23 protein-coding genes and 1 pseudogene are annotated in these 25,901 nt (G+C 59.0%); 14 read left to right on the top strand and 10 right to left on the bottom strand.

Going from position 1 to position 25,901, the window contains the following annotated elements; all coding sequences use genetic code 11:
• Positions 1-93: 93 nt before the first annotated feature.
• The 4 genes from AB4Y77_RS11030 to AB4Y77_RS11015 all read right to left on the bottom strand — a co-directional run bounded on the left by AB4Y77_RS11030 (position 94) and on the right by AB4Y77_RS11015 (position 4,104).
• Entirely contained in the window at positions 94-981 is an 888-nt protein-coding gene (locus tag AB4Y77_RS11030) for an ABC transporter permease (protein WP_442013946.1), read from the bottom strand.
• Positions 981-1,142 (bottom strand): hypothetical protein, encoded by a 162-nt coding sequence (locus tag AB4Y77_RS11025; RefSeq protein WP_442013945.1) that lies wholly within the window; start codon positions 1,140-1,142, stop codon positions 981-983. The genes AB4Y77_RS11030 and AB4Y77_RS11025 overlap by 1 nt, the downstream gene beginning before the upstream one ends.
• Complete coding sequence (locus tag AB4Y77_RS11020; RefSeq protein ID WP_442013972.1) at positions 1,142-2,416, bottom strand: glycosyltransferase family 4 protein; 1,275 nt, start codon at positions 2,414-2,416, stop codon at positions 1,142-1,144. The genes AB4Y77_RS11025 and AB4Y77_RS11020 overlap by 1 nt, the downstream gene beginning before the upstream one ends.
• Positions 2,417-2,889: 473 nt before the next feature.
• A complete protein-coding gene (locus AB4Y77_RS11015) occupies positions 2,890-4,104 on the bottom strand; it encodes a glycosyltransferase family 4 protein (protein ID WP_442013971.1) in 1,215 nt (404 codons plus the stop codon).
• Between the two features lie 1,025 nt (positions 4,105-5,129).
• Here AB4Y77_RS11015 and AB4Y77_RS11010 point away from each other — a divergent pair.
• The gene (locus tag AB4Y77_RS11010; RefSeq protein ID WP_442013944.1) at positions 5,130-6,758 is read left to right on the top strand and encodes a hypothetical protein; all 1,629 of its coding nucleotides are present in this window, start codon (positions 5,130-5,132) and stop codon (positions 6,756-6,758) included.
• A 37-nt stretch (positions 6,759-6,795) separates the two neighbouring features.
• Positions 6,796-7,872: an LCP family protein gene (locus tag AB4Y77_RS11005; RefSeq protein ID WP_442013943.1), complete on the top strand. Its 1,077-nt coding sequence runs from the start codon at positions 6,796-6,798 to the stop codon at positions 7,870-7,872.
• 628 nt (positions 7,873-8,500) lie between these two features.
• On the opposite strand, the gene galU is transcribed toward AB4Y77_RS11005, so the two are convergent.
• Positions 8,501-9,394 (bottom strand): UTP--glucose-1-phosphate uridylyltransferase GalU, encoded by an 894-nt coding sequence (galU, locus tag AB4Y77_RS11000; protein ID WP_442013942.1) that lies wholly within the window; start codon positions 9,392-9,394, stop codon positions 8,501-8,503.
• A 365-nt stretch (positions 9,395-9,759) separates the two neighbouring features.
• On the opposite strand from galU, the gene AB4Y77_RS10995 reads away from it, so the two are divergent.
• The 3 genes from AB4Y77_RS10995 to AB4Y77_RS10985 all read left to right on the top strand — a co-directional run bounded on the left by AB4Y77_RS10995 (position 9,760) and on the right by AB4Y77_RS10985 (position 10,810).
• The gene (locus tag AB4Y77_RS10995; RefSeq protein WP_442013941.1) at positions 9,760-10,236 is read left to right on the top strand and encodes a hypothetical protein; all 477 of its coding nucleotides are present in this window, start codon (positions 9,760-9,762) and stop codon (positions 10,234-10,236) included.
• Positions 10,237-10,319: 83 nt separating this feature from the next.
• Positions 10,320-10,496: a hypothetical protein gene (locus tag AB4Y77_RS10990; RefSeq protein WP_442013940.1), complete on the top strand. Its 177-nt coding sequence runs from the start codon at positions 10,320-10,322 to the stop codon at positions 10,494-10,496.
• Complete coding sequence (locus tag AB4Y77_RS10985; RefSeq protein ID WP_442013939.1) at positions 10,496-10,810, top strand: hypothetical protein; 315 nt, start codon at positions 10,496-10,498, stop codon at positions 10,808-10,810. Before AB4Y77_RS10990 ends, AB4Y77_RS10985 begins: the two co-directional genes overlap by 1 nt.
• 139 nt (positions 10,811-10,949) lie before the next feature.
• On the opposite strand, the gene AB4Y77_RS10980 is transcribed toward AB4Y77_RS10985, so the two are convergent.
• Positions 10,950-12,212: a choice-of-anchor P family protein gene (locus AB4Y77_RS10980; protein WP_442013970.1), complete on the bottom strand. Its 1,263-nt coding sequence runs from the start codon at positions 12,210-12,212 to the stop codon at positions 10,950-10,952.
• A 495-nt stretch (positions 12,213-12,707) separates the two neighbouring features.
• Between AB4Y77_RS10980 and AB4Y77_RS10975 the strand changes: the two genes are divergently transcribed.
• Both AB4Y77_RS10975 and AB4Y77_RS10970 read left to right on the top strand, forming a co-directional pair.
• Complete coding sequence (locus tag AB4Y77_RS10975; RefSeq protein WP_442013938.1) at positions 12,708-14,396, top strand: FG-GAP-like repeat-containing protein; 1,689 nt, start codon at positions 12,708-12,710, stop codon at positions 14,394-14,396.
• A gap of 119 nt (positions 14,397-14,515) precedes the next feature.
• The gene (locus AB4Y77_RS10970; protein ID WP_442013937.1) at positions 14,516-16,399 is read left to right on the top strand and encodes an FG-GAP-like repeat-containing protein; all 1,884 of its coding nucleotides are present in this window, start codon (positions 14,516-14,518) and stop codon (positions 16,397-16,399) included.
• 45 nt (positions 16,400-16,444) lie between these two features.
• Here the strand turns inward: AB4Y77_RS10970 and AB4Y77_RS10965 are convergent, their stop codons facing one another.
• Positions 16,445-17,269: an alpha/beta fold hydrolase gene (locus AB4Y77_RS10965; protein WP_442013936.1), complete on the bottom strand. Its 825-nt coding sequence runs from the start codon at positions 17,267-17,269 to the stop codon at positions 16,445-16,447.
• A 149-nt stretch (positions 17,270-17,418) separates the two neighbouring features.
• Positions 17,419-18,330, bottom strand: a complete 912-nt coding sequence (locus AB4Y77_RS10960; RefSeq protein WP_442013935.1) for an alpha/beta fold hydrolase — start codon at positions 18,328-18,330, stop codon at positions 17,419-17,421.
• Positions 18,331-18,514: 184 nt separating this feature from the next.
• On the opposite strand from AB4Y77_RS10960, the gene AB4Y77_RS10955 reads away from it, so the two are divergent.
• On the top strand, positions 18,515-19,681 hold the full coding sequence (locus tag AB4Y77_RS10955; protein ID WP_442013934.1) for a sensor histidine kinase: 1,167 nt from the start codon (positions 18,515-18,517) through the stop codon (positions 19,679-19,681).
• Positions 19,678-20,342 (top strand): annotated as a pseudogene (locus AB4Y77_RS10950) (response regulator transcription factor). Before AB4Y77_RS10955 ends, AB4Y77_RS10950 begins: the two are co-directional and overlap by 4 nt.
• Before the next feature lie 40 nt (positions 20,343-20,382).
• On the opposite strand, the gene AB4Y77_RS10945 reads toward AB4Y77_RS10950, so the two are convergent.
• Positions 20,383-20,820, bottom strand: coding sequence for a hypothetical protein (locus AB4Y77_RS10945; protein WP_442013933.1), 438 nt, complete (start codon positions 20,818-20,820; stop codon positions 20,383-20,385).
• Between the two features lie 116 nt (positions 20,821-20,936).
• Between AB4Y77_RS10945 and AB4Y77_RS10940 the strand changes: the two genes are divergently transcribed.
• The 4 genes from AB4Y77_RS10940 (at position 20,937) to AB4Y77_RS10925 (ending at position 23,038) form a co-directional block, all read left to right on the top strand.
• Positions 20,937-21,521, top strand: a complete 585-nt coding sequence (locus AB4Y77_RS10940; protein ID WP_442013932.1) for a DUF1349 domain-containing protein — start codon at positions 20,937-20,939, stop codon at positions 21,519-21,521.
• Between the two features lie 178 nt (positions 21,522-21,699).
• The gene (locus tag AB4Y77_RS10935; RefSeq protein WP_442013931.1) at positions 21,700-22,161 is read left to right on the top strand and encodes a hypothetical protein; all 462 of its coding nucleotides are present in this window, start codon (positions 21,700-21,702) and stop codon (positions 22,159-22,161) included.
• A gap of 136 nt (positions 22,162-22,297) precedes the next feature.
• Positions 22,298-22,705 (top strand): MarR family winged helix-turn-helix transcriptional regulator, encoded by a 408-nt coding sequence (locus AB4Y77_RS10930; protein WP_311213820.1) that lies wholly within the window; start codon positions 22,298-22,300, stop codon positions 22,703-22,705.
• 153 nt (positions 22,706-22,858) lie between these two features.
• Complete coding sequence (locus tag AB4Y77_RS10925) at positions 22,859-23,038, top strand: hypothetical protein (RefSeq protein WP_311213821.1); 180 nt, start codon at positions 22,859-22,861, stop codon at positions 23,036-23,038.
• A gap of 3 nt (positions 23,039-23,041) precedes the next feature.
• On the opposite strand, the gene AB4Y77_RS10920 is transcribed toward AB4Y77_RS10925, so the two are convergent.
• Positions 23,042-24,505, bottom strand: a complete 1,464-nt coding sequence (locus AB4Y77_RS10920) for a protein adenylyltransferase SelO (protein ID WP_442013930.1) — start codon at positions 24,503-24,505, stop codon at positions 23,042-23,044.
• Between the two features lie 174 nt (positions 24,506-24,679).
• Here AB4Y77_RS10920 and AB4Y77_RS10915 point away from each other — a divergent pair, with 174 nt between their 5' ends.
• Positions 24,680-25,801 carry a hypothetical protein gene (locus AB4Y77_RS10915; RefSeq protein ID WP_442013929.1) on the top strand — a complete coding sequence of 374 codons (1,122 nt, stop codon included), beginning with the start codon at positions 24,680-24,682 and terminating at the stop codon, positions 25,799-25,801.
• The last annotated feature ends 100 nt before the right edge of the window (positions 25,802-25,901 follow it).

Below are 25,901 nucleotides of genomic sequence, written 5' to 3'. Positions count from 1 at the left end.
GATACTGAACGGTCATCGGAGGAAGCTACACGATAAGTCATCTTGACCCTGTCGATCACGACGCATGGAGGACCATCAAGGAAAACCGCCTGATCAATCGCGCCCATATGTTTCTTCACCCTTCCAGAAAAAGACGAAACCCACCATGAGCGCGACAAGTGAAGCCACTGCCAAGCTGGCCCACGACTCCCATGCCGGCAACGTGTCGTAGAGTACACAGTTTCGAACGATATCTATGACGTTGAAGAGAGGGTTTAGCTTCAAGACAGCCAAAACGGATGGATCCGAGACAAACCGCTCATAAGAGTAAAAGACAGCAGAACCGTACATCCAGGCGCGCAATGCGAAGGGCAATAGATGTGCCACATCGTTGACCTTGGCAATCGTCCGGGCCAAGATCATTCCGATACCCAAGTTGAAAAGAGACTGTAGGAGCACTGCCGGTATTATCAGCACCCACTTCCAGCTGATAATTTCAACAGGTGGCAAGACGACAATGATCAGAAGCATACCGAGCATGAGGGGAACAACCGACAGCAGTTCTCGGATGTTAGCCCCTAGCGGGAGAGCCGCGCGCGGGAAGTTGAACGCCTGCACCACCGACTTCCCGTTTCGAATTGAACGGGCACCTTCATTTATTGAACCTGAGCTGAATTGAAACAGGAATATTCCGACAACAAGATAGCCCACATAATTTTCAATCCCGCGGCTTGTCTGAAGCAACACACCAAAGATCAGAAAGTATGTCAGCCCGTTAAAAACAGGATTGAGCAACAGCCACGCGCTACCAAGTCGGTCTCGACGTGTGCCGCTCTGGACTCGAGCGCGTGCATCATAAAATATAAACTGCCGGTAGTCCCACAGTTGAACCAAATAGTCCAAGAACCCAGGTCTTGAGCCCACACGGGATAACTTCCGGATGTCTACCGACATCGGCTGGATGGCCGCAGGCGGCGGTAGCTTTGCCTTTTTTGCGGACACTAGATGACTCCCTTTACTCGGCTTCCGAGCCATAGATTGGTGGCGATGAGCAAGCCCACCACGATGGCAGGTTCCCCGTCTGCCAGATTCAGCTGTCGAATGTCCGTGGCTAAGGGCAGACTAACCGCGATGGGCTGCACCTCGGCCAAGTTTATAGACACTAATTCAGCCTCCTTGAGTTCTCAGACAGTAAAGTCTCATAAGCCTTGCTGTAAGCAAGAGCATTTGCCTGCCATGTTCTTGTGGCCAACACGTATTCTCTACCCGCGGCTCCCAAGCGATGGCGCAAGTCTTCGTCCTCCAACAATTCCTGCAGAACTTCAGCAAGCCGCACCGGATTCTCAGGCGTAGTCAATCTGCCGTTAACGTTGTCAGTCACGATCTCCCGCAGGGCCTCGAGGTCACTGGCAACGACGGGCCGTTCTGAGGCCATCGCCTCTACAGGCTTCAGTGGTGTTACGGCTCGCGTAACTGCGGAGTCCTTTCTGGGCACCACGAAAACGTCTAGGGCCAAGTGGTAAAGGCGAGCCCGTTCCGGAGAAACTCGTCCCGTGAAGATAGTCCGGCCAGCTAGCCCCAAACGTTGCACTTGGTCGCGGAGTCCAGGAGCTGCCGTGCCATCGCCGACCAAAATGAGGCACAACTTTGGCAGTCTCGGAGCAAGCAGTGCAAATGCAGTAATTAGATCGTCCAGGCCCTCATATCCAACGAGGCTGCTGACTGTACCTATGTAAAGCGCATTCACTTCGAGGCCAAGGGCCGCCCGGGCATCTCGGTGCTTGATAGGAGTGTCCAGATAAGCACCCCCAACGGCATTCGGGGTAATCATTATTTTGTGTTCGGCCACGCCGACCGCCATGATGTTGCGTTTCATTGACTCGCCGAGAGTGGCCACCATGCCGGCTGAGCGCATAATTTCCGCCTCGCGTGAAGTGAAAAGCTCGTATCGTTCGCTCTGGAGCGCCGACTCATCGCGGCTGGAAGCCCACGTATCTGCTAATTGTCCACGAACCTCGTAAATCCATGGGATATCAAGAGCTTTGGCTACCTCCCGCGCCACTAGGCCATTTACAAAGTGCGTGGTGGTGTGAAGCACCGATGGCCTGAACTCCCTCGCCACGCCAGCTAACTCCACAGTCTGCTGCTGCAGTCGGCGGTCCATAGTCGGCGGCACTCGGCGCGGCAGAATGCGCTCGTATGTGACTCCGTCGACAACATCGCGTTGCTTAGCGTGCAATGCCCCGATTTGAACCGGATACCCCAGTCGTGTGACAGCCAGAGTTTCCCAGCCAGCTGATTGCTGTGCAGTCAGTATGGCGTGACTACGCCTAGCATACCCGCTTCCAGTGTGGGGCACTGAGTTCGTCAGGAGGTGCAGTACGCGGCGACTTTCTGGCAGCACGGGTCTTGAGGGAAGTGAGGGCTTCCACCCCATAAACACCCTCTGTTCAGATTCCAGTCGCAGCCGCTGCCTAGCCATGCTGCCAGGCTGGCCCTCCAGAACAGCAATGGCGCCGCTCATATCACCGCGATACCAATCAAGCCTGGCCTTGGTTGCAGAGACTCGCGGTGAACTCCCGGCCAATCGCAAGAGCGTGTCCGCCCACTCCGGTTGCCCAGCCGCGACGGCAATCTCAGCAGCTTTCCGCGCTGCTTCACCGGTGACTCCGGTAGCAATATTGTTTTCAAAACGTCTGATCAGTTCAGGTTCCTGGCCTGATGCGTGGCTCGCCAGGAGAAAAATGGGACGCCCAGAGTACTGCGCCAGCGACGCCACGAAACGTGCCATCGGCCTGACAAATCCATTCGGCAGTTTCCGTAGGACTTGAAGCGCCAAGACAACCGGTGCCTCAGTGAGGTGCTCAGAGATGGTGGTGAGTACAAGCTGAAAATTCCGAACAACTTGTATCACGAGGTGCGCTCCCGCTCGATAGCTATTTCCGGATGCACCACTTGAGTGATTGTTTCCATATACTTGACCGCCAGCTGCACATAGTCGGCGTTTGCTCTGACCCATTCACGCCCATTTGAGCCAGACACGAGCCTAGTCCGGTCGGCCGCCAGATCGCGCCACAATTGCGCCACTGATTCAGGATTGGCCGGTACAACATCTCCCCCATCAGCCTCAACGATGATGCGCTCGGCTTCGCCTCGGACGATGGCGGTGACATGCCTTCCAATCGCCAAGACTTCGTAGGTTTTGGACGGAATGGTGGTCTCAAAGGACTTCCAGTCGTCGCGGAGGGAAACGATGCAGGTATCTGCTTCACGGTACTTTTCCACAACCTCGGGCCCCTGAAGCGAAGGGAAGAACGTAACTGGGGCATTCAGCTCCCGGGCTAGTTTCACAAGCTGCGGGCGTGTGGTGCCATGTCCAACGAGTGTAAGTTGAAAGGCATCTCCCAAAAGCGCGCTTGCCCGGATCAGTATGTCCAAGCGTTGACTCTTTCCGTGATTTCCCAAGTACAGAGCACGGAAGACATCGCGTTCCATGGCTGGTGGCTCAAGAAAGGGAATCGCATTCAGATCGAGACCGTTGCTTATTGTGACGACGTTGGGAAAGCCTCGGTCACGCAACGTGTCTGCAAAGCCCTCTGTAACTGTGACCACAAGGTCTGCCCGCTGTTGCACGAACTCCACAGCGCGTTCGACCAGGCTCTTCACTCCGCCTTGAACCATCCTGGCATCACGTGCGAGATCCGGCCAGGCATCCCGCATCTCAACAATGAAGGGAACTCTGCGGAGTTTGGAAAGGACGTATCCTGTAGCCAAAGTGGGCAGACTGGGAGCAGTGGCTACGATTGCGTTGGGCTTTTTCCCGCCCAAGCCGACAGGGACAGACATTACTGCCGAAAAAAGCTGATCTATAAAGCGAGCCAGAGACGACGTCCCCAGATGACGCAGATAAGGAACACGGCGGATAGTCTCCCCGTGCGGGCCGCGCTGGTGAGTGAAAGCAAACCCTGCTTCTCTTCTGGGCAAGTTTCGCCGGCCATTAGGGTAGTGGGCTACTGGGGCAACCACATCAACTTCCCATCCAGCCCTGCGAAACTCACGTGTAAGGGCAAACCACCTTCGTTGAGGGGGACTATGTTCGGGCCAGTAGGAATGCGAAAGGACCATGAGGCGCATGCATGATGCAGGATTTTCCACAGCCTTATCCCCGGCCAGGGTGTTAACCATGGGTCTACTTGCCGTTAAGCCGCGGTCCGCGGAGCCTCGTGGAGCGCAAAGCACGGAAGTAGGCGACACCTAATAGAACCAACACGAGGACCATAAGACCTTGGACAAGGGGATTATTCTCGGCGGCTGGTGCCAGCGCCGCTTTCAGGGGCCCCGCAACTTCTGCGCTGGCAACCGGCGGAGCTGCTGTCCTCGTGGAGGATGGCATCGGCGATGGGGTCGGATCCGCCGACGCAACAGTCGTGCTTTCCAACGGCATTTCCGGTTCCACGACGTTGCCCAGGGTGCCAGTATCCGCAGGAGCCAGGGGAACCGAGTTCTCAAGGGAGGGAGCCGGGGCGATTGGCGCGACTGAGGGTGGCGCAGGGGGCTCCGCGGCCGGTGGAACTTCGGGTGCTGGATGGTCAGTTGGCTGAGACGGTGCAGGACTGTCCTCGGGCTCCAGCGGAGTGAGTGTCGGAGCAGGCTCAAGAATCGGAGGAACCACGACAGGCGGCACCACCACGGGGGTGGTCGGTGTTACCGGATCAGTCGGCTGTTCCGTTTCCTTTCCAGGGTCATCTTGAGTGGCTATGGCGGGTTGGCTTCCGAGGAACCCGAGTACGGCCAGGATCAAGACAACAAGCGCAGCTTGAACACGTTTGATTCCGGTGCTCAACTTTCCCCCCGTTGTGTGAATTGCAGAACGCTGTCGAGTTCTGTTGAACGCAGCCGCCCAAGACTTGGCGGCACACGGACGTCCACCATCGGAGGGCGACCTGGATCAGTTTATCGCATGCACCAGACCTGCTGCCGCAGCAGCCCACGCTGACGGATACTCAAACTCCGCACTTTCCATTGATAGAGTCGTCTCTGCTGACGCCGATTCAGAGGAACACATGTCACCCGCAAGGCTCTCCAGACGTCCACGGCCATCGCTGTCAGCCGTCAGAAGCGTTTGGCGATGGCCAATTGCACTACTTGCCGTGACTGTCATTATCGCCGGTGTGACTCTTTCATCCCAAGTGGCAGGTCCCACGGACCCGACCATCTCCGCGGCCCCATCCGCCACCTCCGCGTCAAGGCCGCAGTACCCCATAAGCGGCTATTTCATAACCGCCAACACGGTCGCCTCAAAGAACCGTGAGAAGCTTGCTGATATTTCTGCTGTCGGTGGCGATACAGCGATTACTTTCGGAACGCTTTTGAAACCTGCCAGCCCAGACTCCCTTCCCGAAGACTGCGTGATCGACGGCGTCAAATGCGCCGAATTCGCAGCCGGAATTGTGGACGTTCATCGATACTTTACATACTCCGATGGAAGCAGCTGGCATGGTTTTGACCTTCCGTGCCCCCGGGATAAGAGCTTTTCAAGCAATGGCAGGGCATACACCCTCCTGTTTCAGCCAACCGAGGGCAAGGGGTGCTCGTCGCCCAAGGGTACCTATGATGTTGTACTTGTAGGCGGCAGCAAGTCATCTGCTGAAGATCCAGCAGTCGCTTTGGCGACAGCGGCAACAGATCTGGACATGAAATTCTACGCAGGACTGCCAGCCCCAGTGAAACGTACAGACTTGGACTACCTTCCCGATCTTTCATATGAGGAAACTCTCGCACTTTTCACAGAGCGGTTCCTCCAATATCAAGCGTCAAGGAATGACGTGGCTGGCCTGGCGGGCTTTTACCACCACGCAGAGATGCCAATTAGCTCAAATCCATTCTTCGATCCTGTGTTGTCGCTCTACCGTATGCAGAATGAGGCCATACGGCGCGTCCTCCCGACTCGTTCGGCGATCGTGAGTCCGTACATAGAGTCCAGGGTAGATGCGTCAAACGTCAGCCCCGACGACGCCCGCATCGGGATAAGGAAGATCGCTCAAACCTCCAGCGGCATACAGTTGAAAATCGCAATTCAAGACGGTATGGGAACAGGAAAAGGCGCCGCCTATCTCCCCAGCGAGTCCGACACTGCCGTTGACGCTTTTGCGGAGAGCATAGTAGGCAAAGGCACTTGGGGTGGCAAATATATAGCCCCGAATGAGGACTACTTCCGAGCCGCGGCCGCTGGCGTCGTGGGAACGGGTGCAGAGCTCTGGGCAAATCTGGAGGGCATGGCACCCGCGACAAAGAAGAATCCATGTGGGAACAGCCTTCGCGGACAGACAACCCTGGACAGAATTGATCGACAACTCCAGCAGATGGCCGAAGCCGCTAAGGTGATCTCCTTCATGTGGGATCCGTACTTCACTTGCGACGACAGTAGTGAGGCACTCAAGTCTCAGATGACATCCGGATTTACGACCCCTATCGTAACCGGAGCATCCCTGGACACTTCCACGGGGTCGCTGAAGGTAACGGGCTTCAATCTTTCCGGGGGAAGCGCATTAGTGAAATGGACCGCAACTGATGGTGTAACTCACGAGCTGAAAGCGGAAATCCCAAACAGCGATGAGAAACATATGCGTTGGATAGAGCCAAAGCCGGAGCTGGAAACGATCTCCTTAGAACTCGGCAATGCAACTTGGAACGTCAAAACCCCTTACAAAGTCGGCGTCTCCAACCGGTGGGGCAACAGTCTGCAATCGGAATATACAGACGGCATATACAGGCCTTGATAGAATCATTACTGCTGATACCGACACCAAGGAACATATGACGCTCCCGACAGATACCGAAACTCCTGCTGCAGAGTCCCGTCCCCGACGTCAGAAAACCAGCAGAAAAACCGCCAGGAACGTACTCCTTGGCTTTACGGCCGCGGTTCTCGTTGCTGGCCTAGTAGGCGGCGCCTACATTTTCAACCTGGCTCAAACCTTCAACTCCGGCACGACGAAGATCGAGACTGCTTTCCCGGACGAGTCCACTCGACCCCAGAAGGCCGAACCCGTCAACGGCACTGCTGCCATGAACATTCTTGTCATGGGCAGCGACACCAGGGGCTCTGCTGAACTTGACGTCGATACCCAAACTTCCACCGATCAACGGGCTGACACGCTGATGCTCGTACACGTCCCGGCAGATCGCAAGAATGTGTACGCCGTATCGCTCATGCGTGATCTCTGGGTAGACATCCCGGGCAAGGGTGAGTCGAAGATCAACGCGGCGTTGGCCCTCGGTGGTGTTCCGCTGATGGTCCAAACCGTGGAATCCCTCTTTCAACAGCGCATTGATCACGTTGCCATGGTGGACTTCGAGGGCTTTAAGGGTCTTACCGACGCCTTAGGCGGAGTGGAAGTGGACGTGAAGATTCCGTTTGCGCCGGCAAAAGGCCCCATGAAGGGCCACTACTATGAAGCCGGAAAGCAGACGCTGAACGGCGACGAAGCACTGGCGTTTGTCCGTGAACGTATGTCTTTCAGCGACGGCGACTACCAAAGGGTTCGCAACCAGCAGGCCTACATGAAAGCGATCATCAGCAAGACAATCGCCCGTGAAACCCTCACCAACCCTGCCACCGTCAACAGCATGGTTAGCGCGGTAACTCCCTTCATCAGCGTTGACAAGAGCTTCGACGCTGCAGCCATCGGCAGCCTGGCCTTGGGCATGAAGGACCTTCGCGCGAATGACACTGTCATGTTCACCTTGCCCACGCTGGGCACGGGCACTTCAACCGATGGCCAGTCCATCGTAGTTGCAGACACCACAGCGATATCGGAGCTTGCCGACGCTCTTTCTAAGGACCAACTGGCGGCCTACGTTGCAGCGCATGCTCTGGAAAAAGGGAACTAGCAGGAGTGTCGCTAGGGGCTGAGACCCTAATCCTGCAATCACGCAAGAAAAGCCTCCCGCGGGCAGTGGAGATGTCTAGAAACCACTGAGCACGCGGGAGGCCCTCACCTGCAACCTTACAACAAAACGCGCCGGCCCAGGAATCTGCTGGACGAATCATGACGTCCATCAAAATCGTCATTGACACCGCCTTCCAGCACTACACCGAGCGCACCAGCACTCAGATAGAATCCAGTGCGAACTTGTTTAGGCGGGAGAAGCGGGTATCGAACTCAACTTGCTTCGACATCTAATTGGGGAGGAAAAATGCCGATATTTGTCATAAACGAGGGGTTGGAAACAGAAGAAGTGATTTCAGCCGCACGTGCCACCGAGGGGAACATCCAATGGTGGTTCTACGATGCTGGCAACCGCGCGCAAGAGACAAGGCTCAAGGGGCACGTCCAGTCGATCAGGGAAGTCCCGCACACCTAGCAATCTCCAAACAAACGATCCGCCCACACCCAAAGGGTGTGGGCGGATCTTGTGTGTGGTTCTTCGTAGGCGAACCCGCGAAGAAAGCCCACTATACCGAACGCGGGGCCATTAGTAGCATCTGCTCCGAGGAACCGGAAGCGGTTCTGGCTTTTCAGCCAAGAAAAGTCTTCATCCAAGCCTTGAGGTCCTCACCGAACTCGGCGCGTTCCGATGCCAAGGTGATTACGGCCTTCAGGTAACTCAGCTTATCTCCGGTGTCGTAACGCCTACCTCGGAAGACCACACCAAAGACCCCAGAGCCTTCGCCGTCACCTGCGGCGAGGGTCTGCAGTGCATCCGTCAGTTGGATCTCACCGCCGCGGCCAGGTTGCGTCTGTTCGAGAACGTCAAAAACCGAGGGGTGGAGAACATACCGTCCTATGACTGCAAGGTTGGAGGGAGCCTCATCCACGCTTGGCTTCTCAACCAAGCTGTTGACGCGAACATACCCCTCGCCGTCCACGGCGCTGATGTCTGCGCAACCATAGGCGCTGATCTGGGACGGCTCCACTTCGATCAGCGCGATCACCGAACCACCGGTTTGAGCCTGCACCTCCATCATGGTGGTCAGCAGCTGGTCGCGTTCGTCAATTAGGTCGTCTCCCAGCAACACTGCGAAAGGTTCATCTCCAACGTGCTGGCGGGCGCATAGAACGGCGTGTCCAAGCCCCTTGGGCTGGCCTTGACGCACGTAGTGGATAGGGCCGAGTCCAGACGCATACTGGACCGCTTCCAAACGCGCGTGGTCGCCTTTGAGTTCGAGGGTCCGCTCCAATGCAGGCGCTCCGTCAAAGTGATCCTCCAGTGCGCGCTTGCTTCGTCCCGTAATCATAAGAATGTCGGTGAGGTTCGCGTTGACTGCCTCCTCGACTACATACTGGATTGCCGGCGCATCCACAACCGGCAACATTTCCTTCGGCATAGCCTTGGTGGCGGGAAGGAAGCGGGTGCCGAGGCCCGCAGCAGGAATCACAGCTTTTCGAACAGTTTTACCGAACGTAGTCATGCTCGAACCCTATAAAACTGACTCTCAATATACGAATTTCATAACGATTCAAGAACAGTGAACAGGCGCATCGTTGTTCTAAGAGAGGTTTCATAAGTCATCGCGACTGCTCGTTGCCACCTGCTCAATCAATACACCCACTAGCCCACGCCGTCGTTCGACCGAAACAGTCTCGACCTTCCTATGGCCGCATCCTTACCAGATTACGGTTCTCGCAGAGGGCCGTTTCAATCGGACCAGTAACGGGGGCAAGTGCGCCGTTGTCGTCCGAATCTGTCACCCAGGTCGCTGGGCGCACGGCCCCAACCGGCTAATATTCGAACGGGTAGGCGACGTTCGTGCTCTTAGGCACTGGAGCCTTCAAGATGCTTTTCAAAAACATATGGGGGGCCTTGCGACTACGACGCATCCAGGCAGCTGTTGTTTCATCGCTAGTACTCGCCGGGAGTCTCTCGTTCCTTGATCTTCCCGCCGCGGCCGCATCAACGGATGTGGCTGCTCCAGCGGTAGTCAGTAACTACGTCCCTACCGCGACACCGTTGGACGTCACAAACGCGTCAGCGAGATTGACACTGAAGGTCCGCCTTTCCGATGAAACCGGAGTAACCAACGGGTTCCTTGTGCGCGTCTGGAACCCTGAAACGGACCAGTACTACTGGCTGTCCAACCACAGTCTGGTGTCAGGGAATCTTCAGAATGGGGTTTGGCAGGTCACGGCAACCGTGCCCCAGGGCGCTGCCGCCGGGCGATGGATCATCCAGATTTTCAATCTCTCCGACCCCCTCAACAACAGAAGCAACGGCTTCATAGACCTCCGTGAAGTCACCATCATCTCCGCCTAGCCCGCCCGGCCGTTGCCGTTTAGGTCCCCTCCGCACATTGCTGTTAGGCTGACGCGAAAATCTACTTAGCTATGGGGGCTAACATGACCATCGAAATGCCGCAAGTCACACAGGATGAATCTGTGGACAACAGTCTCGTCACCGCCGAGGAAGCTGTCACCACAACCGAGGTAGCTGACATGGCCGAAGCGATCCTTGTGGAATCTGACTCGCTGTATGAATGGCTGGTCCACGAAACCCGGAAGGACAACCTGGCTTAGTGAGCTCGAACGGATCCGATGACATGATCGATGCCCAGAAACTCCTCGAGGAATTCATCCAGGCTTCCGACCGCTACGCAGAAACAATGCGTACATGGGCCAAGGTCCACTTGGATTGGCGCGAAGGAAATGCTTCCCTCGACGAGGACGTGGCTGCGGACGTTGCCCGGCGAGCAGCCCTCGCTGAGGTACAGCGCCTGGAGCATCTCATCAAGGGGAACTCGGCTGATTCCGCCGAAGCTGTTGGTGGTGTAGCTGTTACGCCAGAGTCCTACGATAGCGCCGAAATTGCCAAGGAACTTGGGCACAACTAGCAAACGACGAAAGACCCCCACCCGATGAGGGCGGGGGTCTTTGTAATTCTTAGACGCGGCGCTCTGGCTCGTCGCCCACGGGTGCATGTCAAGTTCTTCGAGGATTGTGGACCACCTCAGTGTTTGATCAGTCGAGCCCTCATGTCCCGACGGTGGAACTTGAGTAACCGATTTGTACTACTGCCCCTGTGGGTAGAGCCCCTAAAGGCTGGCTCAGCACAATTTCAATCATCACAACGATGATCTTGGTAGAAGATTTGGTGACTTTGTGCAGGGTGACTTGACCCAAGCCTGCCACCTGGACCTTTGTATTGGGTGCAACAGTGGCGTTGATCGCCGGCAGACCTGCAATGCTCAGGTTGGTGAACGTCGATGTGTCCTTGAGCGATACGGTGCCCCCACTCGGAGCCCGGGTTGCACTAGTCTCCGCTTTGATAGCGTCAGCTCGGATGGCCCCGTTTAGCAGGTTGAGTCCTGCGAGCGTACTTGTGACAGTTGTCTTTGGTTGCGGTGTGAGAATGCCAGATGTGGTTGTTGCAGATGCGCCTGCCGTTGCCAAACCCGGTATCGAGGTTGCTGCCAGGTTTGCCGATGTGGTGCCGCCCCCGCATTTGACGTTTGCGAGGGCGGTGGGACCTGATCCCAGAAGGCCCGATGCGAGTGTGGCTTTCGTACTGAAGCCCGTGCCGGCCAGGTACCCGGTCTGCGCAGACGGCAACTTGACGGCGGTAACCCCAACGCGGATGTCTGTTCCAACTTTCAGCCCCAGCAGTCCAGCTTTAAGAATCTCCACACGCAAGGCTGTCGTCGATACCTGGTAGGTGCCATTGACGAGACGCTTCTCTTGCGCATTGAGGGTAATTTTGCCGACAGAACCCAGAAGCGGCGCATTGAGGTCAAGAACTGTATTGGGGCCGGGGGTGGCGCTCACGGGAAGGCCTAGGACTTTCAGATTGGCGATCGTCGTCTGATTTGTACCGGAGAAGTCACCAGTAGTAGTTTTATCTGCCGTGCTCACGGACGTGATCGTCCCCGCCGTGATGAGACCGCCTAGCAAGGTGGCGCCAGCAACAGTAGATTGCCCCTCGATACGCTTCCCACTGGCTGTCAGCAACGTTTTGACAGCAGTGGAGGCAGCGCCAACGTTCCCGACTGCCGCAACGTTGAGTCCCCCCACGGTATTCGACGAGGTTCTTCCTGTAGCACCTGTGCAGCTAATGCTGGAACTGGCTGTGGGACCTGATGTCAATGTTTTGTCTGAATTAAAGATGTAAGACCCATATGCCGAGCCGGAAAATCCAGTGCTGACCTGTGCCGGCGTAATGCTCGTAGTGGTGGCAAAGGCCGAGGAGGTGGCGCCGCCCGTAAGCGCAAGCGCAAGAGCGCCCGCTAAAGCGACCATAGAACGTTTCATGTAATGCCCCCAGTAGTAGAACACGATGCAGCGATGGTGATCACACCGTAACGTCCAAGGTTCCCACTGGCAATAGACCGAAGCGCCAAGAAGTTTTTCACAATTAAAATTTGTGATTCTCGCATAACTATGGCGACTTTTTCATCACAATCTCTAATGTTCGCCCACTTGCTTTGGCCCTGCCACCCTTCGAGCCCCTAGAGCTTCACCCCCCACCCGACCGTCATCGATAGCATTCACCCTATAGAATGCCCGTAGAGACGCGCTTCAGCGTCACGACTTCCGGGGGATTCCTTGAGTAATGTTTTGGGTGGTTCGCGCGCGTTCAGGGCGGCGGACATAGGACGACTACGGCAGGCAGTTGCTGGGCTCGGCACCGCCGCTTTGACCCTGGCACTAGTGTTGGGAACGGCTAACGCGCCGGCAACGGCTGACGCCGTCAAAGATGTTTTCTTAGTAGGTGAGCAGCCGGCTAATATAGCCGTGAATTCGGTAACCGACACAGCCTACGTGTCGACTTTAGGCGGCATTTACAGCATCAGCGCGGTTGGCACGGCGAATGTGTATCAGCCCGATGTCATGTGGTCGCGCATCGCTGTAAACTCGGCGACGAATAAGATCTACGTCAGCGATTCCAGTTCGGTCGCAGTAGTTGACGGCGCGACCCACGCGGCCACCACAGTCACACTTGGCGCTAACGCAGACGTCATTGCGGTAAACGAAAAGACCAATAAGGTCTATGTCAGTACTGCAAATGGCCTCAAGATCATCGATGGCGCTACAAACGTGGCCACTCCGATCCTGAACTCCGCCGGTGCGCAAGACATTGCAGTCAATACCGTTACCAACAAGGCCTACGCTCTTTCCGCCGGGACTGTGAAAGTCATCGACGCCAGCGGAAAGATCACGTCAACAGTGTCCGTGGGTGCGGGCGGGATCGGTGCTATCGCGATCAATCCGTCAAATAACAAGATCTACGTCACGACGACCCCAAAGTACGGATCCAGCGTCAAGGTCATCGACGGTGCCACTGACAAGATCACGCGATCCATGGCATCCGAAGGCCCACTTGGAACTCTGGCGGTAAACCCCGCCACCGACAAGATCTACGTCGAATCTGGTACTTGGAACAGCGACGGATCCATCAAGGTAATCGACGGTGCCACCCTGACGGAAACTGCGCACATAGTCACGGCTACCCGGGTTCGCAGCATCGTGGTAAACCCGTCCAACAACAAGATCTACGCCACCATGACTGGCCGTGGAACCACCGTCATTGATGGCCGAAATAACACCAGCAGCGCGCTTTACATGGGCCAGGAACCCGACGCTGCAGTCGTGAACACGTCCAACAACAAAGTTTACGTGGTCAACTCCGAGAGTGATTCTGTGGGCGTCATTGACGGAAATGCGGAACAGCCCGTCAAGAACGACTTCAATGGAGATCTCAAGGCCGACATCCTGGCCAGAGATGCAGCAGGGGTGCTCTGGCTCTACCCGGGCGATGGCTCCGGCGGCTGGCTGCCGCGCCTCCAGGTGGGACAGGGATGGAACGTCATGAACGCCCTCGTGGCTCCCGGCGACTTCAACGGAGACGGCAATGCCGATGTCTTGGCTCGTGATGGAGGCGGAGTGTTGTGGCTCTACCCAGGCACCGGCTCCGGCAGCTGGCTCGCTCGTGTGCAGGTCGGCAGCGGCTGGGAAGGCATGAGCGCAATTGAGGCAATTGACTTTCATGGTGACGGATTTCCTGATGTCATAGCTCGTGCCCGCGATGGCGCGCTCTGGGTATATCGCGGAGATGGCAAGGGCGGTTGGTTGTCCCGGATGTGGGCCGGTTCCGGCTGGACCGGAATGTCCGAGATTACTGGCGTAGCTGATTTCAACGGTGATGGGGTCTCCGATCTCGTAGCCCGCGACGGCGCCGGAACTCTGTTTCTCTACCCGCCCAACGGCTATGGAAGCTGGCTCCCAAAGCAGACCATTGGACAGGGATGGAACAGCATGAACTCACTCGTTGGGCCCGGCGACTTCAACGGCGACGGCAGGGCCGATATTCTCGCCCGCAACGCTGCAGGCGAGCTGTGGCTGTACGCCGGCAACGGCGGAGCAGCCTGGCCTACCGCGAGCAAAGTGGGATCTGGCTGGAACGGCATGACTGCCATCCTCTAACCCGCACCACTTGATGAAAATCAACGGCCAATCCTGATCGATCAGGGTTGGTCGTTGGTCTTTTCACTATAAAATCCGACTATCGACGCGCAGGAGCGTCACGACTACTGGGGGAACTTATGTCTGTTGCTTTGGATGAACCGCGCGCGTTAAAGAAAGTAAATCAACGACGGCGGCTGGCTGCGTCTACGTCTGTGGCCGCCGGTTTGGCGCTGGCGTTGTCGCTGGGAACGACGACGGCGCCGGCCACGGCTGACATTATTGGGGATGATTTCCACATTGAGGGTGAGGCCGCATCCATCGCACTCAACTCCACAACAGACACAGCGTACATAAGGTCAGATGGCGCAGTGCTCAGGGTCAAAGACCGCGGCTCGAGTCAGGTGAAGTGGGTGGGTGACTCGCCTGGGGTGTTGGCCGTCAACTCGGCGACGAACAGACTCTACGTCGCAAGTTCTGACGCATCGATGATGGAAAGAAATGCCCTTGTAGTGATCGATGAAGGGACTCAGGAATCCACCCTAATTCCGTTCGATTCATACGTCGGTGATATTGCTGTGAACGAGAAGGCCAATAGGGTCTACGTCAGCACAGCGGCGGGGATCACCGTCGTAGATGGAGCCACCAATACCCCGACTCTCGTGGCGGGTTCCGCAGGTTTTGGCAAGATCGCTGTCAATCCAGTCTCAAACAAGACATACGTTCTCTCCAGCGGTGGCGTACATGTCATTGATGCATCTGGAAAAATCACCTCAACTCTGAACGTCGACGGAATTGACGTCCTTAACTGGGCAGTGAATCCGGTGAAAAATAAGATCTACATCACAACCAAGACGATATCCGGTTCCAGCCTCAAAGTGATCGATGGCGTCAGCGACACCATCACCGCCTCGCTATCTTGGGACGGCCCCCTGGAGAGCTGGACCCTGAATCCGGCGACAGACAAGCTCTACATTGGTTCGGCTGCTGCATCCAATACTGGATCCGTCCGTATTGTCGATGGGACCACTATGAGGGAGACAGCAAAAATCCCCACGCCTACGCGGGTGAAGAAAATCGTGGTGAACCCGACGAATAACAAAATCTATGTTTCAATGGCCGACCGAGGTACCACAGTCATTGACGGTCGGAACAACGGCACAACGACGCTGAGGATTTCGCCGTGGCTCATGGCTGCCGTAAACCCGTCCAACAACAAGGTCTACACGGTGGTCAATAACCACATATCCGTCATTGATGGGAATACACAACCGCCCGTCAAGAACGACTACAACGGAGATCGCACGGCGGACGTCATCGCCCGGGACTCGGCCGGACTGCTGTGGCTCTACCCCGGCGACGGTTCAGGTGGATGGCTGCCCCGAAAGCTGGTAGGACAAGGCTGGAACATCATGACAGCCATCGTCGCACCCGGAGATTTCAATGGTGACGGCAAGGCAGATGTTTTGGCCCGCGATGGAAGCGGACTGCTTTGGCTCTACCCGGGTAACGGCTCGAGTGGTTGGCTTTCACGCGTCCAGGTCGGAAGTGGATGGGAGAGCATGACGGCAATTGAGGGCATCGGACAGTTTAACGACGACGAGTTCGTCGATATCGTTGCGCGTTCCAGCGAAGGCTTGCTATTTGTCTATCGCGGCGACGGGAACGGCGGTTGGCTGCCTCGCTACTATGCAGGTTTTGGCTGGAACGGGATGTCCGAAATTACAGGCGTAGGAGACTTCAACATGGACAGCACTCCTGACATTGTTGCTCGCGACGGGGCCGGCGCACTCCAGCTTTATCGCAACGGAAATGGTTGGCTCCCGACGCAGCAGATTGGCCAGGGCTGGAACGTCATGAACTCCTTGGTTGGTCCCGGTGACTTCAACGGCGACGGTAAGGCCGACATCCTGGCGCGCAACGCGACTGGCGAGCTATGGCTTTACGCAGGCAGCGGGGGTGCAGCATGGCCTACGGCTACAAAGGTGGGCACAGGCTGGAACGTCATGACGGCCATTCTCTGATTCATTTCGGTTTGACGAGGTAGAGAGCGGCTGGCCCCTGAACGATCAGGGCCAGCCGCCCCGCACATCATTCAAAAACCCCACAACATCCCCCGCCACCCGCTCCGGGCACTCCCACAGCACCAAGTGGCCGGTCTCCTCATATATCTCCAAGCGCGATCCCGGAATTCGGCTGGCTAGGGTCTCCTGATGATGACGCGGCACCAAGTGGTCATGGGCGCCCCAAAGAATCAAAGCAGGTGCTGAAATCGAGCCTGCTTCCGTCGGCGGCACCGCTTCGTAGTAGCCGCGCAGCGACTCCTTCCAAATAGCCGCCGGCATGGCCAGCCCGTCCTGCACCCGGTCTTCAATGTAGGAAGCAGGAACCGTGTGCAGCAGCCGGTACCAGGACAAGGACCCGCGCACCCACTCCTCTGAAATCGGATCGGTCAGCGACTCCATTTCGGCGGCGAACGCCGGCTTCCCATGGAGGCTCAACGGTGCCCCCACCAAAATCAGCGAGGCCACCAGTTCCGGATGCATCACCGCCAGTTGTTGGGCAACATATCCCCCGCTGGACGAACCCAGGACATGGGCACGGACAAGACCCAGGGCACCAAACAGAGCCACCACGTCCTCGGCTACCTCCACCAGCGAATAGGCGCCGGAAGGCTTCTCGGCAAGACCGTGTCCACGAAGATCCGGTGCCACAACAACCAAGTCCGGAATCGCGGCGATCAGCCGCTCGAAACTGCGCCAGGACTCACCCCAGGCGTGCAGCAAGAGTAAGGGCGTGCCGCCGTCGTCGACTGCTCGTTCAAGGCGCCCCTGAACGAAGCAGGGGACGTTGATCCCCGTGCGCAAGGCGACCGTCCTGACCGCAGACTCCATGGGGCCAGCGTACGCTCAGCGCCCCTCCCGGACGAGCTTCGGGGACGGTGAAAAGGCGTACCCGGCCAATTACCAGCTAGCGAGGCTATGGTTGATGAGTCCCGCCTGATCCCCCATCAGGCGGGACACTTTCGTTTCAGCCGGCTCGCCTACCGTGTGCGGGCGGCCTCCCACTCCCGAAACCCGTCGGCGATCTCTGCTGCGTGCGTGTGATGGAGGTAGTGCTCGCCCGGGAGCGGCACCACGGTACCGTCGGCAACGCTCGCGGCCTGCCTCTGATGCAACCCCAACCACTCCGGAGTCTTCGTATTTTCCGACACCACGAACAGCAGCAGGGGCAGCTTCTCTCCGAAGCCGGTCCCCAGCGCGTGCTCGAAGTTGGTGCGGATGTGGGTCATCTCGTTGAGGTAAGTAGAGGAGATGGAGTTACGCTGCGTCAGCATGTTCATCTGCTCCCGGGCGTGATCGGAGTAGGCGTCGCCATACGCGTCGCCTACTGCGGCCACCAAGCGGAGAAGTCCCAGACTCTTCGCAGCGGACAACAGGCCGGTGGGGAACTGGGTGTCCATGCCAGGTTGCCCGGGGACACTCGAGTCAATGCCGACGAACGCAGTGACTTCTTCCGGATAACGGGCGGCGTACTCAATGCCGTAAATACCGGCGATGGAGTGCCCCATCAGGATGTACCTGTCAACGTCGAGCGCCTCCAGTGCCGAGTGCACCTCCGAAACGATGTTCCCAGTGGTCCTCTCCCGCTCAGTTCCATCACTCAAGCCGTACCCGAACGGCTCCACGACAATCACGCGGTGGTCCTTGGCAAGGTTGTCCACCAACGGTTGAAAGTCGAGGAAAGGAGAGGACGTGCCGAATCCCGGCAACAGGACAATGTCCTCCCCCTCGCCGTTGACCACGACGTTCATCAAGCCGCCCTCGACTTCCACCCTCTCCCCATACGACTCGATCCGGTGGCTTTCCGACTCGCTTGCCACCACGTTCACCACGGTTGTARTGCCCAAACCCAACGCCAGCACGGCACCTACTGCGGTGACCGCTATGAGCATTCTCCTCACAGACCTCTTCAAACCTGCCTCTCCCAAGGCGCACGATGCGCCCATACCTTCAGCCTCGTCCTTGGCGGGGCTGCGCGCGTCACCCCTGAGTGGTCACCTGCGTACCGCGTTGGTGGTACGGGCGAATCGTCCTCAGGATGAAACGGCCCGGTTGCTGGCTCGCAATACTGGGAGGGTGCCGCCACATCGCCTTCCGGGAGTCACCACGCGCCTGAGCGACGTCATCGTGATCGCCGTCGTTGTGCTCTTTGCCGTCCTTCCGTTTCCCGACGACGTCTTCCGGGCACGCGGAGCACAGCTCCTGCTGGCGCTCCTGCCCGTCGCGGCAGTGCCGTTCCGCCGTCGTTGGCCGCTGGCAACACTCGGGGTCAGCCTTGCCTGCAGCGTGATCGTCGCAACTGCAGGCGTGCTGGCACCCAGCACTCTGATTACCGCTGTGATCGCGGCCTATTCAGTGACGAGCAGGACGCGCCGTGTCACCGGGACGGTTGCTGTGGCTCTGGCCGCACTGCTCGTGTTCCTCGTCAGCGCAATCCCGCTGGGAGACTTCTTTGACTCCCGGGCGCTGCAATTCGTTGCCTTCATCGTTCTGGCCGGTGCCATGGGCGACGCCGCCAGATCGCGGCGTGAATACATCGCCGCCGTGACGGAACGGGCCGAACGCGCTGAGCGCGGTAAAGACGAAGAAGCACGACGGCGGGTGGCTGAGGAGCGCGTCCGCATCGCAAGGGACCTGCACGACGTTGTGGCCCACCAGATCTCAGTGATCAGCCTGAGCGCCGGCGTCGCATCCTCGTCCTTGGCGTCCCGGCCCGAACGGGCACAGGAGGCGCTGACCACCATTCGCAGTGCGTCGCGAACCGTGCTTGCGGACATTGGGTCGCTGATGTCCTTGCTACGCACCGAGGATACAGACCATGGGCGTGGCCTCCACCCCCAAGCAGGGTTGGCGCAGCTCGACGAGCTCCTGGCACGCTTCAACCAGGCGGGACTGCAGGTGGAACTGCATCGGGAGCCAGGCATTCCAGCACTCTCCCCGGCCAGTGACCACGTTGCGTATCTGGCTTTGCAGGAGGGACTCACCAACGCTCACAAACACGGAACAGGAGAGCAAACCGCCGTCGTCATCCGCTCCAGCGAAGGCGACGTCATCCTGACAGTCACCAATCGGCTCCGTGCTGGCGGTGCGGGCGCCGTGCCCAGCGGACACGGGCTGCGCGGGCTGCGCGAACGGGTTGCCGCAGTACGGGGCACAGTGGAAACAGCCAGTGTCGACGGTAAGTTCCAACTCATGGTCACTGTGCCGTCACGCGTCCCGACCCCGAGGGGAGCACTCCGATGATCAGCGTTTTGGTAGTCGACGACCAACCCCTGGTACGCCAAGCCGTGCGAGACATTCTGTCCGACAGCGGCGGTATCCGTGTGGTCGGCGAGGCCTCGAATGGCAGGGAAGCTGTCCGCGCCGCCGCCGAAGCAGCCCCCGACGTCGTTGTCATGGATATTCGGATGCCGGAAATGGACGGCATAGCGGCCACCTCCGAGATCATCACCGGTCCATCCGCCGGGTCAGCCCGGGTGCTCATCCTCACCACCTTTGAGGAGGACGAATACATCCTGGCCGCACTCCGTGCCGGTGCCAGCGGATTCATTGGAAAGGGAGCGGAGCCGGAAGACATCGTGCGCGCAGTGAGGACCATCTATACGGGCGAATCGCTGCTCTCCCCCATTGCGACGCGGGCACTTATTGAACGGTTCGTGGAGCCCCTTCCACTGGCATCTGTGTGGGAAGACAGGAGCCTCTCACGCTTGACCGAGCGGGAGCGGGAAGTGCTGGTTCTGGTTGCCCGGGGGCTGACAAATCAGGACATCGCGGCCCGCTTGGTCATTTCCCCACACACCGCAAGACGCACGTTAACCGGATCATGACCAAAGTGGATGCCAGGGACCGGGCGCACCTGGTGATTCTTGCCTATGAATCGGGCCTGGTTTCCGCAGGGCTGTGAGCAGCCGACGCCTACTCGTGGCTTTTCAGCCGGGTTTGCACTAGTCGCGGCGGGGAACCGGCTGCGGCGGGACGGCAGGGTCCGACGCCGGGATACAGAACCTCAGCGCGTCGCCCCAAAATCCGTTGTTGATGCAATGCAGGGGCACCAGTTCGTCACCGACGTGAAGCGTGGGATTCCGCATGCGTTTAGACAAACTGAAGGTCAGTTCCACGGTGCCGTCAGGGGACTTGCAGCTGTAGGCGGCGTTCCACGGGCTCAAGTCTTCGCAGGTGTTGAGTTCCCTCGATACGCCGTCCCTGTCCACGTACTCCCAGGTCCTGTTCGTCTTCTCGCCGACCTGAATGACGGAGTTTGGAACGGACCGGGCATAGTCACGGGTAAATGGCCGCTCGTCGCAGCTCGCGGCTGTGAGCGTGAGCAACGCAAGCAGGGCGAAGCATAATTTTGTTTCACGACGCATTCCGGTGTCCCCCATCAGCTGAACTCTGCCAAGCCTATCCACATGGTGGCTTGGAGGGCGCCTCGCCCGCGGGCGTCATGTCGGAGCCCATAAACTGTGAAACTGTATTTGCCACAACCTCGAGGAGCCCTGTGAACATCGACATCCCATGGAACCGCGGCGCGTGGACCAACCAGCCGGCCGCCGCCGTCGTCGAGCAGGCAGGTGACCTGCTGGTGACCGCAGCCAAAAGCAGCGACGCTTGGCGCGTCACGTCCTACGGATTTATCCACGACACAGAACACGCGCTGCTTGCCCCTTTTCCCCAGGACAGCGCCATGGAGGTTGAGTTCACCGCCGCGTTCTCCCAACAGTTCGACCAAGCAGGCATCTTCGTCCGTATCAGCGCCGAGCATTGGATCAAGGCGGGTATGGAATTCGCCGACGGCGCCGCTCAGCTGGGCGCGGTGGTTACGGACCGCTTCTCTGACTGGTCCTTGGCACCGGTCCCGGACTGGAACGGCGGGCGGGTCCGGATGAGGGTCAGCCGCTCGGGCGATGCCCTCACCATTCGGGCGGCTTCAGGCGACAACGAACTCCAGCTGGTCCGGGTTGTGCCGTTATCGCCCGATGCGGTGGCCGTCGCCGGGCCGTTCACCTGCGCACCAACACGGGCAGGATTGACCGTGCCGTTTCACTCCTGGCGGGCCACGCCAGCGGACAGCCAACTCCACTGATGCCGTCAGGGCGGAACCAGCTTGCGGGTCCCGTCGTTCATGAGATTATGGAGTTTCCTGCGGCCTGCCATTGAACAGTGCTGCAACTCAGTTGGCTCCAAAACAAGCCTGTGGGGGGCACATTACTGTGGAAGATACTGCGAGTCTTTGGCGCACTGACCCTGCGACGTTCCGCGACGTGGCAATCAGCCGCCAATCGGTGGAAGCTGCGCTGGCTGGCGAGTGCCCACCGGTGGAGCGCGTCCGGTACTTGGCGCTGCTGGGCCGGGACACTGAAGCCCTCGACGAAGGCTCCAAACTGCTGCCCCATACACCTGACCGCCGCGAGTTGTTGCTGATACTTGCCCAGGTCAATCAACGCCAGTACCGCTGGCACGACGCCGCCGTACTCCACGAAAAGGCCCTGCGAACCGTCCAGTCACCGGCGGAGGAGGCCTACGTTCGGCACCACATTGGCCGGCGTCTCTTCGACGAAGCCCGTTTCCGTTCCGCTGCCGATGAGTTCCAGTGGGCGGCGGACCTCTACCGGGTCGCCGGCCACCCTGAACTTGCCGAAGACAACCGCCAAGCCATGCGGCACGCCCTGCAGGTGCACGGTGCCGAGCGCGCCGTTGGACGTTCGGCGTTCGACCTCTCCTGAACCCAACGGCGAGTCCCGCCGCTCGTGTCCCCCACCTGAATGCAGCCCTGCCCCACAGCCAGCTTTAGCATCGGCCTGATGTAGCCTAGTAAGTAAGCTGACTATTTTGGGGAGCCTGGGGGCCTGAATGCCTGACATGGACCGATGGCCAACCAGCCGGCTGCTGTCCACGGCGGCACGGCTGGTGGAATTGGCCTGGAACGACAAGCTGCGCCCTCTGGGGTTGACGTATCCGGCCGTGCTGACGCTGGAAACCGTGGCGACGTCGGGACCTATCGCTCCGGGAAAGCTAGCCCAAAGCGTCCGCGTTCAAGCGCAAACCATGGGACCGCTGTTGACGAGGCTGGAATCCCGGGGGTTCATCCACCGACAACCCAATCGCTTCGACCGCCGCGGCCAATTGATATCGATTACCGACCTGGGTTTGGCGCTGCTGGAACAGTCCCACGATTTGGAGAGCACCGTACTGTCGGCCATCATGACGGACTCGGGAAATCTGCGCGAAGAGCTGCTGGCAATCGTGCGTCACTCAAACTTCAGTTGAGAGTTAGGCAGTCCCACGTAGACGGAAGTCTTCCTTCAGGGCAGTATGAAGTTATCCGCTGATGAAGTCCGGCGTCCCAAGGAGAAATTTATCTCCACCACCACACCGGGCCAGCCGCAGCTATGGTGACGCCCGGGCGAACAAAAGGACACCATGAGTGATCTTCGAATCGGCGACACCCTTCCAGTGGATCTCCTGAGTTTCAGGGCCACGGAATGCCTCGTATCAACAAGTGCTCCTGAAGCAGAACACGTCTGCGTCCTGGATGCAGGACATACTGGTCAACATCTGGCGGCAGGTGCAGACATGGTGGTTCGAGCCGTCTGGAACTAGCCCCTACGTACCGCAGAAGGTTCGGTAGGGTCCAAAGCTCTCCGGCGCCGGCGTGGCGTACTCTTCCAGGCCGGGACGTTCGTTCCACGGGTCAGATACAGCTGTGAGCAACCGCCCTGCCGGTCCCATGTCTCCCTCAGTTGCGGCAGCAAGCGCTTCCTCCACCAGGTGGTTGCGTGGAATATAGACCGGGTTGACCCTGTCCATGGCATCGGCGTCCGGCGCGAGTGCACGCCAACGCTCCAGCCAGGCATCAAACGCCACAAGGTCAAGAACGGCCCCGCGGGCGGGTTCAGCCTGCCCGCGGGCCGCCTTGCCGAGGCTGCGGAAGAACGAGGTGTAGTCCGCGCGGGCTTCTTGGACCAGCTGCAGCAGGTCATCCACCAAGGGCGACGCAACGTCGTCGTCCATTTCCTCCGGCAGCCCAAGTTTGGCTTTCATTCCGTTGAACCAGGCCGCGCTGTATTGCTGGCGGAATCCATTGAGCGCCTCAACGGCGAGGGCCACCGCCTGCTCCTCATCGTCGTGGATGAGCGGCGCGATCGACTCGGCGAAACGGGCCAAGTTCCACTCCGCAACCACCGGCTGGCTACGGTAGGCGTATCGTCCCATCTCATCAATGGAGCTGTACACGGCGCCCGGATCGAAGCCCTCCATGAAGGCGCAAGGACCATAATCGATGGTTTCGCCGGACACAGTCATGTTGTCCGTGTTCATGACACCATGCACAAACCCGACCAGCATCCACTGCGCCACAAGTGCCGCCTGGACTGAAATGACGCCCTTGAGAAGCGCCAGGTAGCGGTTGCTTTCACCGGCCGACGACGGGTGGTGGCGTTCGATCGCATGGTCAGCAAGCCGGCGAAGCAACTCCAGATCATCCGTGGCCCTGGCATATTGAAAACTGCCTACCCGCAAGTGGCTGCTGGCTACCCGCGTCAGGACCGCCCCCGGAAGGAGCGTCTCACGCTGAACCTGACGACCTGTCCCAACGACGGCAAGGCTCCTGGTAGTGGGTATGCGCAAGGCGTGCATCGCCTCACTGAGGATGTACTCCCGCAGCATCGGACCAACAGCCGCCCGGCCGTCCCCATTCCGTGCGAACGGCGTGCGCCCCGAACCCTTGAGGTGGACATCGCGGAGTTTCCCGTCAGCTCCGGCAACCTCGCCGAGCAGGAGCGCCCGCCCATCGCCAAGTCGCGGTGAATACCAACCGAACTGGTGGCCCGAGTATCCCTGTGCCACAGGAGTTGCCTCTTCCGGGAGGGCATTACCGATCAGCAGCCGAATACCCTCGGGGCTCCGGAGGAACCCAGGATCAAAACCCAGCTCGACGGCGAGTGGCTCGTTGAGTGCCAAGAGCTGCGGTTCGGCGGCCTCCTCCGCCCGCCAGGGAACAGCGAGCTCCGGGAAGTCCCGGGCGAAGTGCCCCTCGAAGGCGATGGTGGAACGCGCTATGTCACTCATCACTCAAGGATATAGATGCCCTTGCCTGCGCGAAATGACGGTCCGGTCCGGCTAGCATGTGAACCTCTGCCTGAGGCAGGAGATCCATTGGGGGCGGTTTCCGCCAAAAAGGTGAGGTAATACGTGGGTTCATTTGCGCAAGTGCGCCGTTTTTCAGCTTCAAGGCGTTGGGCCGTGGGGTGCGCAGCGGCATCCTTGCTCGGATTCTTGGGCGCTATGGTCCTCTTGTTCAGCGGTGCGTACTCCCTACCGTGGACGGAACCCGTACACCTCATTCTGTCCCGATTCGTCGGCCCGCTCGCGGGGACGTTTTCCGGCGTCGTGCTGTTGCGTCTTGCCGGGCGGCTGACTGCTCGTGTCGCGTTGTTCACGGCGGTGGCCGCGGTGCCGGCATGGGCCCTGGCTCTGACCGCAGCGGCAAGTTGGTCCGTGGGCTTCGACGAAGCTGATGCGGGCCAACGCCTCAGCTGGTTTGGATCATCGAGCCTACTTTTCATGATCCTGGGCTGGGTTGCCGGGACGGTCTGCCTTGCTGTTCCGCTGAACTCCCTGCTGGCTGGCCGGCGTTCCCTTCCCGTCCGTATAACGCAAGCCGTTCTGCTGGCCGCACCAGCCGCGCTCATACTCGGAGCCCTCATGATGATGCCCCCGATGCTGGGTGTATTGGGCGCGGTGGTGCTGCTTATCTCGGCCCTGCGGCAGGGGCGGCCCGTACCTCCGCCGGCCACGGCACCTTCACCCACAGTGGTTGCACCCAGCCGCGGTGTGGGCGGAGCGGCGCTGGCGTTGCTCCTGGTGGGGTTGGCGTGCGCCGTCTTTGCAGTCACGGGAAGTACGTGGGCCCCCGGAGTCGCCAATTCCACCCATGCCATGAACCTCGGCTTGGCCTACGGCGCTTTCGCCGCTATCCCCTTGCTGGTTCTTGCCGGTGGGGTGCTTGCCCCTCGTCGCGGTCCCACTACGCCGTGGGCTGTCCTTCTTTCGTGTGCCGCCATGGCCGTTGAGGGGTTCGCGCAACTCCTTGGGGCGGGACATCCATCGCAGTGGCCTGCCACCCTGGTTGCAGCAGCGCTCATGGGTTTCGCCATTGCGCTCCCGTTGGAGCGCTTGGTCAGTGGCGGCCGTTTGACCCGCATCGCCGTGGTCACTTTGATGGGGCTTGCCGCTTCCACAGTCGGCATCCCACTGGTAGCGATGTCCGCGTTCCTCGCCCCGGTTGGGTCTGCCGTCCTGCTCATCCGGGCGTGGAGGTCCGGCAACGCCAGGCAATCGGGCGTCGGCAACGTCAGTGCATGAACCCGCTGCCATCCCAGTCGCGATCGTACTTGCCGCACCGTGTACAGCGCCTGTAACGGCCGCTGCCATCCTCAGCTGACTCGATATGCCAGACGTGGTG

The sequence above is a fragment of the Paenarthrobacter sp. YAF11_1 genome (assembly GCF_052113445.1).
In the GTDB taxonomy this organism is placed as follows: Bacteria; Actinomycetota; Actinomycetes; order Actinomycetales; family Micrococcaceae; genus Arthrobacter.
This window is presented reverse-complemented; position numbering and strand designations above follow the sequence as displayed.